This window comes from Microbacterium sp. P26 (genome assembly GCF_023712585.1).
Taxonomy (GTDB): Bacteria; Actinomycetota; Actinomycetes; order Actinomycetales; family Microbacteriaceae; genus Microbacterium; species Microbacterium algihabitans_A.
The window spans coordinates 177,849-190,402 of record NZ_JAMAXZ010000004.1; the positions used below are offsets into that span (position 1 = coordinate 177,849).

Consider the following 12,554-nt stretch of genomic DNA (forward strand, 5'->3'; position numbering starts at 1 on the left):
ACCGAAAATATGAAGCGTGCAATATTTTCGGCGAAAACTGTTACGGTGACTCCATGTCCGGACCACGGGGCCCCTACCGCAAGAGCGCGGAACGGCAGGCGCAGATCCTCGACGCCGCCTTCCAGGTGTTCTCCCGATCCGGGTACAGCGCCAGCTCGGTGAACGAGATCGCCGCCGCCGTCGGCGTCACGCAGACGGCCGTCCTCCACCATTTCGCGGGCGGCAAGATCGCCCTGCTGCGCGCCGTCCTCGAACAGCGCGATCGCAGCGCCGAGCTCGAGCTCGAAGGCCTCGACGGCCGAGGGTTCCTCAGCGAGCTGCTCGAGATCTCCCGCCAGCAGGTGGGGCAGCGCGGCGTCGTGCAGTTGTACTCGATGCTCGCGGCCGAGGCCGTCGATCCCGCGCACCCCGCCCACGACTACTTCGCGCAGCGCTTCCTGCGGATTGCCGACGCCGTCGAGGCCGCCTTCCGCGCGGTCGGCGACGAGGGCGGTCTGCGCCCGGGCGTCGACCCCCGCCGCGCCGCGCTGTCGGCCATGGCGTCCGTCGAAGGAGCGCAGCTGCTGTGGCTCAGCGGCCTCGACATCGACTTCGTCGAAGAGAGCCGTCGCACCATCAACGGCTTCCTCGTCGATCCGATCTGACCCCCTCTCCCCCCTCTCGCGAAGGAGCGACATGAGCGTTCGCGTGCGCCCGGTGACCATCGAGCACCACCGCCTGCCCCTCGGAATCGGCGAGAGCCGCGCCCGCCTGTCGTGGGTCACCGACACCGACGAGGCGGGCTGGACCCAGCGGGCGTACGAGCTCGAGCTCGTTCTCGGCGACGATCCGGATGCCGTGTCGACGGGCCGGGTCGAGTCGATCGAGTCGGTGCTGGTCGCCTGGCCGTGGGAACCGCTCGAGAGCCGTGCGCGCGCCCGGGTGCGCGTGCGCGTGTGGGGTAGCGACGGAGACCCCTCCGACTGGAGCGAGCCGACCGCGCTGGAGACGGGCCTGCTCGATCCCGACCTCTGGGTCGCCCGCGCGGTCGCGCCGATCGTCGGCGAGCCCGGCGACGACGGCGAACCCGCTCTCCTGCTGCGGGGCGAGGTGCAGCTGGACTCCCCCGTCGTCCGGGCACGGCTGCGGGCCACGGCCCACGGCGTCATGACCCTGAGCGTCAACGGCCGACCGGTGGGTGACGACGTGCTCCACCCGGGATGGACGAGCTACCACCGCCGCCTGCGCTACCGCACCTGGGACGTCACCGACCTGCTCGCCGCCGGCGACAACGTGATCGGCGTGCACCTGGCCGACGGGTGGTGGCGCGGGTTCCTCGGCTTCGCGGGAATGCGCGACGTCTACGGCTCGCGCACCGCCGCCCTCGTGCAGCTCGAGACCGAGCACGCCGACGGGACGTTCCGCGTCATGGGCTCCGACGAGTCGTGGCGGTGGGCCGCCGGGCCGGTCACCCGAGCCGATCTGTACATGGGCGAGAGCTTCGACGCCCGTCGTGAGATCGCCGAATGGGACTCCCCCGGCCCGCGAGCCGAGGACTGGCGCCCCGTCGAGCTCGTCGACCTCGACACGCGCACGCTCGTCGCCCCGACCGGCCCGCCTGTGGTGCGCACCGACGTGATCCGGCCGGTCACGATCTCGACCACGCCGAGCGGTGCGACGATCGTCGATTTCGGCCAGAACCTCGTCGGTCGCCTGCGGGTGCGCGTGCCCGCGGCTCCCGCCGGAACGACGGTGCGCCTGCGGCACGCCGAGGTGCTCGAGGACGGCGAGCTCGGGGTGCGACCGCTGCGAAGGGCCAAGGCCACCGACGAGTTCGTCAGCGCGGGCGCGGCCCGCGAGTGGGAGCCGGCGTTCACGATCCACGGCTTCCGCTACGCCGAGGTGTCGGGCTGGCCGGGAGAGCTCACCCCCGATGACCTGGAGGCCGTCGTCATCCACACCGACCTGCGGCGGGTCGGAGAGTTCGCGGCATCCGACCCCCTCCTCGACCGCCTGCACGAGAACGTCGTGTGGGGCATGCGCGGCAACTTCGTCGACGTGCCCACCGACTGCCCGCAGCGTGATGAGCGCCTGGGCTGGACGGGCGACCTGCAGGTCTTCGCCCCCGCCGCCTCGTTCCTGTACGACACCGCCGGCATGCTCACCGGGTGGCTCACCGACCTCGCGGCCGACCAGCACGCCGACGGCAACGTTCCGGTCTACATCCCGTGGGCCGACATCGACCCGCACCTGCCCCCGCTCGGCGCCGAGGCGGGATGGGGAGACGCGGCGACGGTCGTGCCCCGGGTGCTGCACGAGCGCTACGGCGACGAGGGGATCCTCGACGCCCAGTGGACCTCGATGACCGCGTGGGTCGACGCCTTCGCCCGGCGCGCGGGCGCCGACCTCGACTTCGCGAGCGGCGGGTTCTCGTTCGGAGACTGGCTGGATGCCGCGGCCCCCGACGATGCGCCGTGGGCGGCGCGACTGCCCTGGCAGGCGGTGGCCACCGCGTACCTCGCGCGGTCCGCCCAGATCGCGCGCGATGCGGCCGGGCTGCGCGGCGACGCCGACGCCGAACTCCGCTATGGCACCCTCGCCGATCGCGCGGCCGAGCGGTACCGCACGGAGTACGTCACGCCCTCGGGCCGCGCGGCGTTCCCCTCGCAGACGGCGTACGCCCTCGGCATCCGCTTCGATCTGCTCTCGCCCGACCAGCGCGTGCACGCCGGCGAACTGCTCGCCGCGCAGGTGGCCACCGACGGGTTCCACATCGGCTCTGGCTTCCTCGGGACCCCGCTCGTGTGCGACGCCCTGGTCGACACCGCGCAGGAGGCCACCGCGTGGAAGCTGCTGCTGCAGCGGGAATGCCCGTCGTGGCTGTACGCGGTGACGATGGGGGCCACGACGATCTGGGAGCGCTGGAACTCGATGCTCCCCGACGGGTCGATCAATCCCGGCGACATGACCTCGTTCAACCACTACGCCTTCGGGGCCGTCGCCGACTTCCTGCATCGCCGCGTCGCCGGGTTGGCCCCCGCGAGCCCCGGCTATCGGCGGCTGACGGTCGCGCCGTGCCCCACCCCCGAGCTGACGTGGGTGCGCGCGCACCACGACACCCCCTACGGCCGGGCGGCGGTGTCGTGGACCCTCGACGACGGAGCGTTCGCCCTCGAGGTGACGGTCCCCGCCTCGAGCACCGCCGAGATCCGGCTCCCCGACGGGTCGGCAGCGTTCGACGTGGCCACCGGCACCCACCGCTTCTCGTGCCAGTGGACGCCGGCCGAAGCCGCTGCGACCGCCGCGTCGTTCGCGCACGATCCGGCCTGACGAGCTGGCCGGCGACGCCGCTGCGGCCGGAGCGTGCTCGGCCTTGACGTTAGGCGTTGCCACACGCACCTTCGCCAGGTCGTACTGGAGTACGGGCTTCGCGACGCGCAGAGTGGAGGGGTCCAACGCCGTACCCGGAGGTACCCCATGTCGCTCAGCGCCCTTCCCACCCAGCCCGCCCCGTACTTCCTCGGTGCGGCCGAGGGCGACAAGCTCGTCATGTTCGACCAGCTCTTCACCCTGCTGGCGACCGCGGCACAGACCGATCGCGAATTCGACTCGTTCCTCACCGAAGGGCGCCCCGGCCAGCCCGTGCCCGCGCACTTCCACGCCCTGACGCACGAGACGTTCTTCGTGCTCGAGGGTGCGATCCGGCTCTGGGTCGACGACCAGAACGGACACCGCGAGACCCGCATCCTCGAGGCCGGCGACTTCGGCTACGTGCCCAAGAACACGATCCACTCGTACCGCATCGAGCGCACCGGCAAGGTGTTCGGGGTGACCTCGGGCGGCTTCAGCGACTTCTTCCGCGCCGTCGGACGCCCCACCGACACCGCGGGCATCCCCGAGCCCGCCGAGGTCCACATCCCCGACTTCGCGGTCATGGCGGCTGAGGGGGCACGGCACGACGTCAACTTCGTCGCCGGGTACGAGCTGTTCGACTGAGCCCGTGGCATCCGGAACCCCCCGCCTCGACCGCGACCTCGTCTTTTCGACGATCCCGGGCCACCGCCCGCTGACGCTCGACCTGCACAGCCCCGCGGGGCCCGGGCCGTTCCCCGTGGTGCTGTTCGTGCACGGCGGCGGATGGATGGTCGGCAGCAGGCGCACCTTCTGCTTCTTCCCCGCCGACGAGACCTTCGGACGCCTCGTCGCCGAGGGCTGGGCCGTCGCCTCGGTCGACTACCGCCTCTCGGGCGAGGCGGTGTTCCCCGCGCCTCTCGACGACGTGCGCGCGGCGCTGCAGTGGGTGATCGCAGAGGCGTCAGCGTACGACCTCGACGCGAACGCGATCGCGGTGTGGGGAGAATCGGCCGGCGGGCAGCTCGCCGCCCTGCTCGCGCTCGACCCCGACACCGCGATCCGCGCGGCCATCGACTGGTACGGGCCGAGCGACCTCGCCGATGTGCCGCCCGCCCCGACCCCGGTCGGGCCCCCGAGTCGCGAGGCCCGCCTCCTGGGCGTCGAGCCGACGGACGATCCGGATGCCACCCGCGCGGCCTCTCCGCTGCATCGCGCGCACGCGGGGGCGCCGCCGTTCCTGCTGGCCCACGGTCTCGACGATCACGCCATTCCGCACCGGCACAGCGAGCGCTTCGCCGCCGCGCTGCGCGAGACGGGCGTCGACGTGCAGCTCCAGCTCGTGCCGGGCGCCGGACACATCTGGTCGGGGCTCGACGACAGCGCGACCGTCATGGACCCCGCCGTCGCGTTCCTGCATCGCGTCTTCGGTAGCCTGCGACGATGACCGGCGCTCCCCCGCCCAGCATCCACATCCGCGCGCTGTTGACCTGGTGCGCGATCTTCCCGCTCGTGACCCTCGGGTCGCTCGCCCTCGAGCCGTTCGCCGGGGGCTGGCATCCGGTGCTGCGCACTTTCGTGCTGACCCTCGTCGTGGTGCCGCTGGCCGTCTACGTGGTGGTCCCGCAACTGCTGCGCCTGCACGGCGCGTGGGCACGGCGGCGCGCTCGGGACGACGCGGGCTGACCGGCTTCGCGCTGCCTCCGCCGCACTCGAGCCCGGCCGCCCGCGCACACCCTCCGCGATCTGCACAACCTCAGCCGCACACGCCCCGATCGGGCTGAGGATGCGCGGATCGCTGAGGTTGCGCGAACCCCTGAGGTTGCGCGAATCCCTGAGGTTGCGCGACCGGCACCCCGGCCACACCCGCACACGCTCCGCGATCTGCACAACCTCAGCCGGACACGCCCCCACGGGGCTGAGGATGCGCGGATCACTGAGGTTGCGCGAACCCCTGAGGTTGCGCGAATTCCTGAGGTTGCACGAATCCCTGAGATTGCGCGACCGGCACCCCGGCCACACCCGCACACCCTCCGAGATCTGCACAACCTCAGCCGCACACGCCCCGATCGGGCTGAGGTTGCGCGAATCCCTGAGGATCCGCGCCCCGGCACCCCGGCCGCCCGCGCACACCCTCCGCGATCTGCACAACCTCAGCCGCACACGCCCCGACCGGGCTGAGGATGCGCGGATCACTGAGGTTGCGCGAACCCCTGAGGTTGCGCGAATCCCTGAGGTGGCGCGAATCCCTGAGATTGTGCGGATCCCTGAGGATCCGCGCCCCGGCACCCCGGCCACACCCGCGCACACCCTCCGCGATCTGCACAACCTCAGCCGGACACGCCCCCACGGGGCTGAGGATGCGCGAATCCCTGAGATTGTGCGGATCCCTGAGGATCTGCGCCCCGGCACCCCGGCCACACCCGCACACCCTCCGCGATCTGCACAACCTCAGCCGCACACGCCCCCACCGGGCTGAAGTTGCGCGAATCCCTGAGGATCCGCGCCCGGCACCCCGGCCGCACCCGCACACCCTCCGCGATCTGCACAACCTCAGCCGCACACACCCCCACCGGGCTGAGGATGCGCGAATCCCCGAGGTTGCGCGAATCCCGAAGGTTGCGCGAACCCCTGAGGTTGCGCGAATCCCGAAGGTTGTGCAGCGCGCGTCACACCCGCGCGTCCACCGCCTGGTCGGCCACGGGCACCAGTCGCGTCAGCTGCGTGACGTGGCGGGGCTCGAGCTCGTCGAGCGACGAGACGCCCAGCAGGGTCATGGTGCGCTCGATCTCGCTGCGCAGGATCGCGATCGTGCGGTCGACGCCCTGACGCCCGCCGGCCATGAGGCCGTACAGGTACGCGCGGCCGATGAGGGTGAACTTCGCGCCGAGGGCGATGGATGCCACGATGTCGGCGCCGTTCATGATGCCGGTGTCGACCATGACCGTGGCGTCTTTGCCCACCTCGCGCACGACCTTCGGCAGCAGGTGGAAGGGGATGGGCGCGCGGTCGAGCTGGCGGCCGCCGTGGTTGGACAGCACGATGCCGTCGACGCCGAGGTCGACCAGGCGCGCGGCATCCGTCACGTTCTGCACGCCCTTGACGACGATCTTGCCGGGCCACATGCCGCGGATCACGTCGAGGTCGTCGTAGCTGATCGTGGGGTCCATCGCGGCGTTCAGCAGCTCGCCGACGGTGCCGCCGGTGGTGCTGAGCGAGGCGAACTCGAGCTTGGGGGTGGTGAGGAAGTCGATCCACCACCAGGGGCGTGGGATCGCGTTGACGATCGTGCCGACCGTCAGCTGCGGCGGGATCGAGAAACCGTTGCGCTTGTCGCGCAGGCGGGCGCCGGCGATGGGAGTGTCGACGGTGAACTGCAGGGTGTCGAAGCCGGCCTTCGCCGCGCGCTCGACGAGACCGTACGAGATCGAGCGGTCTTTCATGACGTACAGCTGGAACCAGTTGCGGCCGACCGGGTTGGCCGCCTTCACGCCCTCGATCGAGGTGGTGCCCAGGGTCGAGAGCGTGAACGGGATGCCGGCGGCCGCGGCCGCGGAGGCTCCGGCCGTCTCACCCTCGGTCTGCATGAGACGCGTGAAGCCGGTGGGCGCGATGCCGAAGGGCAGGGCGGAGGGTCCGCCGAGGATCTGGCACGAGGTGTCGACGTCGGCGGCGGGGCGCAGGATGTCGGGGTGGAACTCCACGTCTTCGAAGGCGCGGCGGGCGCGGTCGAGCGACAGCTCGCCCTCGGCGGCGCCGTCGGTGTAGTCGAATGCCGCCTTGGGCGTGCGGCGCTTGGCGATCGTGCGGAGGTCCGCGATCGTGAGCGCGGCGTCGAGGCGACGCTTGCGCGCGTCGAGCTCGGGCTTCTTGAACTGCATGAGCTCGAGGAGCTCGCCGACCTTCGGCAGCTGACGCTGAACCATGGGGGATCTCTCTTTCATGTGGTCTGACCACATCGTACGCCCGCTCCGACGAGGCGGGAAGGGGTTTCAGGAACGCGGCTCGTAGCGCCGCAGAGGAAAGGCCGCGGCCACTCGCGCCCGGAGGTCGGCCAGCGAGGCGTGCGGACCGAAAGCCCCGAGCGCCCGCGCCTGCACGAGCACGTTGCCCAGCGCCGTCGCCTCGACGGGACCCGCCAGCACGGGCACCCCCGACCGGTCGGCCGTCGCCTGGCACAGCAGGGCGTTGAGCGCTCCGCCGCCGACGAGGTGCACGACGTCGAACTCGCGGTCCGCGAGGGCCGCCGCCTCACGCAGGGTCGTGGCGAACGCCTGCGCGATGCTCTCGACGATGATGCGCGCGAACATCGGGCGCTCCGAGCGACCGGGGGCGTCGCGCCCGAGCAGCGCCGCGATGCGCGTCGGCATGTCGCCGGGAGCGGCGAGCGAGGGGTCGTCGGCGTCGAACAGCCGCGCCGGCACCGAGACGGAGCCCGCCGCAGCCAGCAGCCGACCGAGGTCGACGGGGGCGCCGTCGGCCTCCGACCACGCCCGCACCGTCTCGCTCAGCAGCCACAGACCGGTCACGTTGTGGAGGAAGCGGATGCGCCCGTCGACACCGCCCTCGTTGGTGAAGTTGGCCGCGCGTGCGGCATCCGTGACGATCGGCGCCTCGAGCTCCAGGCCCACCAGACCCCACGTGCCGCACGAGATGTAGGCCGCGTTCGGCGACGACATCGGCACCGCGGCCACGGCCGAGGCGGTGTCGTGCGAGCCGACGGCGACCACCGGCAGCCCGCCGAGGTCGGAGGCCAGGCCCACGGTCTCGCCGGGGTCGACGAGCGGGGGCAGCACGGATGCCGGGATGCCCAGCATCGCGGCGAGCTCGGTGTCCCACTCCCCCGTGTGCACGTCGAGCAGGCCCGTCGTCGAGGCGTTGGTGCGCTCGGCGACGCGGCGGCCGGTCAGACGCTCGGCGACGAGGTCGGGGATCAGCAGGCTCGACTCGGCCGCGGCGAGCTGTGCCTCAGCGGCGTACTGGTACACCGTGTTGAAGGGCAGGAACTGCAGGCCGTTGCGGCGGTAGAGCTCCTCGAACGGAACGACCGCGTGCACGGCATCCACCCCGCGCGCGGTGCGCTCGTCGCGGTAGTGGAACGGCTCCGCGACGAGTTCGCCGTCGCGGAGCAGACCGTAGTCGACGGCCCACGAGTCGATGCCGACGCTCTCGATCGCGGGTTCGCGGCGCAGCGCCTCGGCCAGGCCCGCGCGCACGTGACCCCAGAGTGCCTCGATGTCCCAGTGCCAGCCGTCCTCTCGCTCGACGGGTCCGTTCGCGAAGCGCGCGACCTGCTCGAGCTCGAGCACTCCCTCGCCGACGCGGCCGATCATCACGCGACCGCTCGTGGCGCCGAGGTCGACGGCAGCGACGGCGCGGACGGGCCCGGCAGCGCCAACGCCGGCCGCGGGCGACGGCTGCGCCCGCGAGGCACCCGAGCCGGCGTCGCTCATCGCAGGAACGCCGCAGCGACACCCGAGTCGACGGGGATGTGCAGGCCCGTCGTGCGCGAGAGCTCGGGACCGGTGAGCACGTACACCGCGTCGGCGACGTTCTCGGGCACGACCTCGCGCTTGAGGATCGTGCGGTTGGCGTAGAACTGCCCGAGGTCCTTCTCATCGACGCCGTAGGTGGCGGCGCGGTTGGCGCCCCAGCCCGCGGCGAAGATGCCCGAGCCGCGCACGACGCCGTCGGGGTTGATGCCGTTCACGCGCACGCCGTGCTCGCCCAGCTCGACCGCGAGCAGGCGCACCTGGTGGGCCTGGTCGGCCTTCGTCGCCGAGTAGGCGATGTTGTTGGGCCCGGCGAACACCGAGTTCTTCGACGAGATGTAGATGACGTCGCCGCCCATCTTCTGCTCGATGAGGGCCTTCGCGGCTGCCTTCGCCACGAGGAACGAGCCCTTCGCCATGACGTCATGCTGCAGGTCCCAGTCCTTCTCGGTGGTTTCCAGCAGCGGCTTCGACAGCGAGAGCCCCGCGTTGTTGACGACGAGGTCGATGCCGCCGAACGCGAGCAGCGTCGCATCGATCGCGGCCTGCACGCCCTCGGCATCCGCGACGTTCGCGGCGACGCCGATCGCAACGTCGGTTCCGCCCAGCTCGGCCGCGGCGGCCTGCGCCTTCTCGAGGTCGAGGTCGGCGACGACGACGCACGCGCCCTCGGCGGCGAGGCGGGTCGCGATGGCCTTGCCGATTCCGGATGCCGCGCCCGTGACGAACGCGATGCGGCCCTGGTGCGTCTTGGGCTTCGGCATCCGCTGGAGCTTGGCCTCCTCCAGCGCCCAGTACTCGATGCGGAACTTCTCGGCATCCGAGATCGGAGAGTACGTCGACAGCGCCTCGGCTCCGCGCATGACGTTGATGGCGTTGACGTAGAACTCACCCGCCACGCGCGCGGTCTGCTTGTTGGCGCCGTACGAGAACATGCCCACGCCCGGCACGAGCACGATGAGCGGGTCGGCGCCGCGGATGGCGGGGCTGTCAGCGTCGGCATGCGCGTCGTAGTACGCCTGGTAGTCCTCGCGGTAGGCGACGTGCAGCTCCTGCAGGCGGGCGATCGCGTCGTCGATCGAGGCGTCGGCGGGCAGGTCGAGGATCAGCGGCTTGACCTTGGTGCGCAGGAAGTGGTCGGGGCAGCTCGTGCCGAGGGCGGCGAGGGCGGGGGCCTTCTCGGATGCCAGGAAGTCGAGCACCGCCGCGGAGTCGGTGTAGTGGCCCACCATCGGCTTGTCGCTCGAGGCGAGCCCGCGGATGGTCGGGGCCAGCGCCGCCGCCTTCGCGCGACGCTCGGTCTCGGGGAGGGCCTCGAAGCCCGCGCGCACGCCGCCGAAAGGCTCGGCCGCGCCGTGCTCGTCGATGTAGGCCTGCGCGGTGTCGATGATCCACAGGCTGTTGCGCTCGGCCTCTTCGGAGGTGTCACCCCACGCGGTGATGCCGTGACCGCCGAGGATCGTGCCGATCGCCTGCGGGTTCCGCTCCTTGATCGCGGCGATGTCGAGGCCCAGCTGGAAGCCGGGGCGGCGCCACGGCACCCACACGACCTTGTCGCCGAAGATCTCGGTCGTGAGCTTCTCGCCGTCGGCGGCGGTGGCGATCGCGATGCCGGCGTCGGGGTGCAGGTGGTCGACGTGCGCGGCATCCACCAGACCGTGCATCGCGGTGTCGATCGAGGGGGCGGCCCCGCCCTTGCCGTGCAGGCAGTAGTCGAAGGCGGCGACCATCTCGTCTTCGCGCTCGATGCCGGGATACACATCCACCAGCGCGCGCATGCGGTCGAGGCGCAGCACCGCCAGGCCCTTCTCGGTGAGGGTGCCCAGGTCGCCGCCCGAGCCCTTGACCCACAGCAGCTCGACCGGCTGCCCGGTGACGGGATCGATGTCGGTGCCCTTGGCGGAGGTGTTGCCGCCGGCGTAGTTGGTGACCTTCGGGTCGGAGCCGAGGCGGTTGCTGCGCGCGACGAGGTCGGCGGCGGTGGAGCTGGTCATGACGTTCCTCACGGGTGAGAGCGACGGGAGAGGGAACCGGGGCGACGGTGATTCAGGGTCCGCCGCCCCGGTGATCGGGTCGTCGCGCGAATGCGTGCGACGAAAGGGTGAGCGCTCAGGCGCCCCAGCCGGCTTGCGTCCCGCCGACGCGCTCGTCGGCGATGCGGGGCAGGTGTCCGGATGCCGCGAAGGCGGCCATCGGGTCGGCGGGAAGGCCGCGCGACTCGCGCCACTCGGCGAGGGCCGGTCGCACGTCGGTGTAGAAGGCGTCCATCATCACCGCGTTGGCACCGAGCACGTCGTTCGCCTGCTGCGCCGCGGTGAGGGCGTCACGGTCGAGCAGCAGGGCACGGGCGGTCATCTCCTGCACGTTCAGCACCGAGCGGATCTGGCCCGGGATCTTGTCCTCGATGTTGTGGCACTGGTCGAGCATGAACGCCACGTCGGGGTTGTTCAGGCCTCCGCCGCGCACGACCTCGACGAGGATGCGGAACAGCTGGAACGGGTCGGCCGCGCCCACGATGAGGTCGTCGTCGGCGTAGAAGCGCGAGTTGAAGTCGAACGAGCCGAGCTTTCCGAGACGCAGCAGCTGCATGACGATGAACTCGATGTTGGTGCCGGGCGCGTGGTGGCCCGTGTCGAGGCACACCATCGCCTTCTCTCCGAGCGAGGCCACCTGCGCGTACGAGGTGCCCCAGTCGGGGACATCGGTGTGATAGAACGACGGCTCGAAGAACTTGTACTCCAGCACGAGGCGCTGGTCGTCGCCGAGGCGCGCGTAGATCTGCTGCAGCGAGTCCTGCAGGCGGTCCTGGCGGCCGCGCATGTCGTTCTGGCCGGGGTAGTTGGAGCCCTCGGCGAGCCAGATCTTCAGGTCGCGCGAGCCCGTGGCATCCATCACGTCGATGCACTCGAGGTGGTGGTCGATGGCCTTGCGCCGGATGCGCTCGTCGTGGTGGGTGAGGGCGCCGAACTTGTAGTCCTCGTCCTGGAAAGTGTTCGAGTTGACGGTGCCCAGCTTCACGCCCAGGTCTTCGGCGTGCCGGCGCAGGGCCGAGTAGTCGTCGACGAGATCCCAGGGGATGTGCAGGGCGACGGTGGGGGCGAGAGCGGTGAGGCGGTTCACCTCGGCGGCATCCGCGATCTTCTCGAAGGGGTCGCGCGGGGTGCCCGCGGTGGGGAAGACGCGGAACCGGGTGCCGGAGTTGCCGAACGCCCACGAGGGCAGTTCGATGGCCTGCGCCGCGAGGGCGTCGAGGATCTGGGGGCTGAGGGTGGTCATGACAGGGTCCTTCCCGCGTCTGCGAGCTGGTCGGCGAGGTGGAAGACCTCGGTGAGCGGTGTGGCCGCCTGGTCGGGACGACCGGCGAGGCCGACGAAGTAGGGGGCCATCTCCGCCTCCCACGCGGCGGCGATGGGCGAGGCGGCGAGGTAGGCCTGGGCGGCGGCGTCGTCGTCGGTCTCGTAGTAGCCGATCAGGCGCCCCTCCTCGCCGAGGAACAGCGAGTAGTTGCGGCGGCCGGCGGCGGCGATCTCGGCGAGCATCTCGGCGCGCACCGGGGTGTGGCGGGCGACGTAGTCGTCGACGAGCTCGGGCCGCACGCGCAGCTCGAAGCAGACGCGGGTGAGGTGGGCGGTCATCTGGTGGAGCTTCTCTTCCTCGAGAATGAATCGTTTCATTGCAGCATAGAACGACTGTGCCCGCGACGCAACACCAGGTCGTACCGCGCCCCTCCTC

General features: G+C 71.3%; 10 protein-coding genes. 5 read left to right on the forward strand and 5 right to left on the reverse strand.

What is annotated here, in order from left to right:
- Positions 1–53 precede the first annotated feature (53 nt).
- From M3667_RS10055 to M3667_RS10075, 5 genes are all read left to right on the forward strand, one after another.
- On the forward strand, positions 54–644 hold the full coding sequence (locus tag M3667_RS10055) for a TetR/AcrR family transcriptional regulator (protein ID WP_251507724.1): 591 nt from the start codon (positions 54–56) through the stop codon (positions 642–644).
- Positions 645–675: 31 nt separating this feature from the next.
- Complete coding sequence (locus M3667_RS10060) at positions 676–3,309, forward strand: glycoside hydrolase family 78 protein (protein ID WP_251507725.1); 2,634 nt, start codon at positions 676–678, stop codon at positions 3,307–3,309.
- A gap of 147 nt (positions 3,310–3,456) precedes the next feature.
- On the forward strand, positions 3,457–3,975 hold the full coding sequence (locus M3667_RS10065) for a quercetin 2,3-dioxygenase (protein ID WP_251507726.1): 519 nt from the start codon (positions 3,457–3,459) through the stop codon (positions 3,973–3,975).
- Between the two features lie 4 nt (positions 3,976–3,979).
- Complete coding sequence (locus tag M3667_RS10070; protein ID WP_251507727.1) at positions 3,980–4,777, forward strand: alpha/beta hydrolase; 798 nt, start codon at positions 3,980–3,982, stop codon at positions 4,775–4,777.
- Positions 4,774–5,016, forward strand: coding sequence for a hypothetical protein (locus tag M3667_RS10075; RefSeq protein ID WP_251507728.1), 243 nt, complete (start codon positions 4,774–4,776; stop codon positions 5,014–5,016). The genes M3667_RS10070 and M3667_RS10075 overlap by 4 nt, the downstream gene beginning before the upstream one ends.
- 983 nt (positions 5,017–5,999) lie before the next feature.
- On the opposite strand, the gene M3667_RS10080 is transcribed toward M3667_RS10075, so the two are convergent.
- The 5 genes from M3667_RS10080 to M3667_RS10100 form a co-directional block, all read right to left on the reverse strand.
- The gene (locus M3667_RS10080) at positions 6,000–7,256 is read right to left on the reverse strand and encodes an alpha-hydroxy acid oxidase (RefSeq protein ID WP_144834527.1); all 1,257 of its coding nucleotides are present in this window, start codon (positions 7,254–7,256) and stop codon (positions 6,000–6,002) included.
- Positions 7,257–7,322: 66 nt separating this feature from the next.
- Positions 7,323–8,783 (reverse strand): rhamnulokinase family protein, encoded by a 1,461-nt coding sequence (locus M3667_RS10085; RefSeq protein WP_285837649.1) that lies wholly within the window; start codon positions 8,781–8,783, stop codon positions 7,323–7,325.
- Positions 8,780–10,816: a bifunctional aldolase/short-chain dehydrogenase gene (locus tag M3667_RS10090; protein WP_251507729.1), complete on the reverse strand. Its 2,037-nt coding sequence runs from the start codon at positions 10,814–10,816 to the stop codon at positions 8,780–8,782. Before M3667_RS10090 ends, M3667_RS10085 begins: the two co-directional genes overlap by 4 nt.
- A gap of 115 nt (positions 10,817–10,931) precedes the next feature.
- On the reverse strand, positions 10,932–12,098 hold the full coding sequence (gene rhaI, locus M3667_RS10095; RefSeq protein WP_251507730.1) for an L-rhamnose isomerase: 1,167 nt from the start codon (positions 12,096–12,098) through the stop codon (positions 10,932–10,934).
- Positions 12,095–12,496: an L-rhamnose mutarotase gene (locus M3667_RS10100; RefSeq protein WP_251507731.1), complete on the reverse strand. Its 402-nt coding sequence runs from the start codon at positions 12,494–12,496 to the stop codon at positions 12,095–12,097. The genes rhaI and M3667_RS10100 overlap by 4 nt, the downstream gene beginning before the upstream one ends.
- Positions 12,497–12,554: the final 58 nt, after the last annotated feature.